1 protein-coding gene is annotated in these 1,290 nt (G+C 71.5%); it reads right to left on the minus strand.

The features are described from left to right. Positions 1-1,290, minus strand: a 1,290-nt coding sequence (locus G6023_RS14970) for an alkaline phosphatase D family protein (RefSeq protein WP_182636255.1), incomplete at both ends; no start/stop codon positions are given.

Here is a 1,290-nt window from a genome sequence, read left to right on the forward strand (position 1 = left end):
GACGGGGTGACGAACTCGACCGCCCCGGTGCCGGCCCCGGGGTAGTCCGCCGGGTCGAACGGCACCTCGTTGGCCCAGGACGTGTGGATGTCGCCGGTGAGGAAGACGTGGTTGCGGTTGCCGGTGGCGCGGATGACTTCGAACAGGCGGCGGCGCTCACCGGCGTACCCGTCCCACTGGTCCGAGTTGTAGGTGATGCCCTCCCGCGGGACCCCCAGGAGTTCGGTGAGCGCGCCGGTCGTGCGCGCGTCCAACGGCGGGATGAGCACGGGCGAGACCATGACCGAGTTGCCGATGACGTTCCAGCGGGCGGTCGACGACCGCAGCCCGCGGGCCAGCCAGTCGAACTGCTCGGCGCCGGTCATCGTGTTGGTCTGGTCGATCGCCAGGCCGTTGAACCGATCGGGGCTCTCGGAACGGTACGAGCGCAGGTCCAGCATGCTGATCTCGGCCAACGACCCCCAGCGCAGGCGCCGGTAGAGGTGCCCGCCGTCGCGCAGCGACTCCGGCCGGACCGGCATCCACTCGAAGTACGCCTGCGAGGACGCGGCCTTGCGGTCTGAGAACGGGCCCTCGTGCGGCTGGTGGTTCTCGGCACCGTGCTCCCACGAGTCGTTGGCCAGCTCGTGGTCGTCCCACGTGCAGATCCAGGGGACGTGCGCGTGCAGGGACTGCAGGTCGGGATCGGTGTGGTACTGCGCAAGCCGGATCCGATAGTCGGCCAGGGTGACGATCTCGTGCGGTGGTTCGTGCGGGCGTATCGCCCCGATGGCGGCGGTGTACTCGCCGCGGCCGTACTCGTAGATGTAGTCACCGAGCTCGATGATCGCATCCAGGTCCCCGCGCGCCTCGAGGTGGCGGTAACCGGAGAAGTAGCCGGCCTCCCAGTTGGAGCACGACACCACGCCGACGCGCCAGCGGCCGGTGGCGGGCATGGCGCCGTCGGCGGGCGCGGTACGGGTGCGCCCGGTCCGCGAGACCTGACCGAGCGCGCGGAAGCGGTAGTGGTACCAGCGGTCCGGCGCAAGTCCGGTGCAGTCGAGCTTGACCGTGTGGTCGCGGCCGGCGTCGGTGACGACGGAGCCAGTGCGGACCAGGGAGGTGAACCCCGGGTCGGTGGCGACCTCCCAGGCGACGACGACGGGGTCACCGATCCCCGAACCGGGGCTCGCCTGCGGGGTGGGCGTCACCCGCGTCCACAGGATGACGCGGTCCGCCATGGGGTCGCCCGAGGCGACGCCGTGCCGGAAGACGGCTCCGGCCGGGGCCCCGCCACCTCCTGTGCCCCCG

It is taken from the genome of Dietzia sp. DQ11-71, assembly GCF_014144995.1.
GTDB classification, from domain to species: domain Bacteria; phylum Actinomycetota; class Actinomycetes; order Mycobacteriales; family Mycobacteriaceae; genus Dietzia; species Dietzia kunjamensis.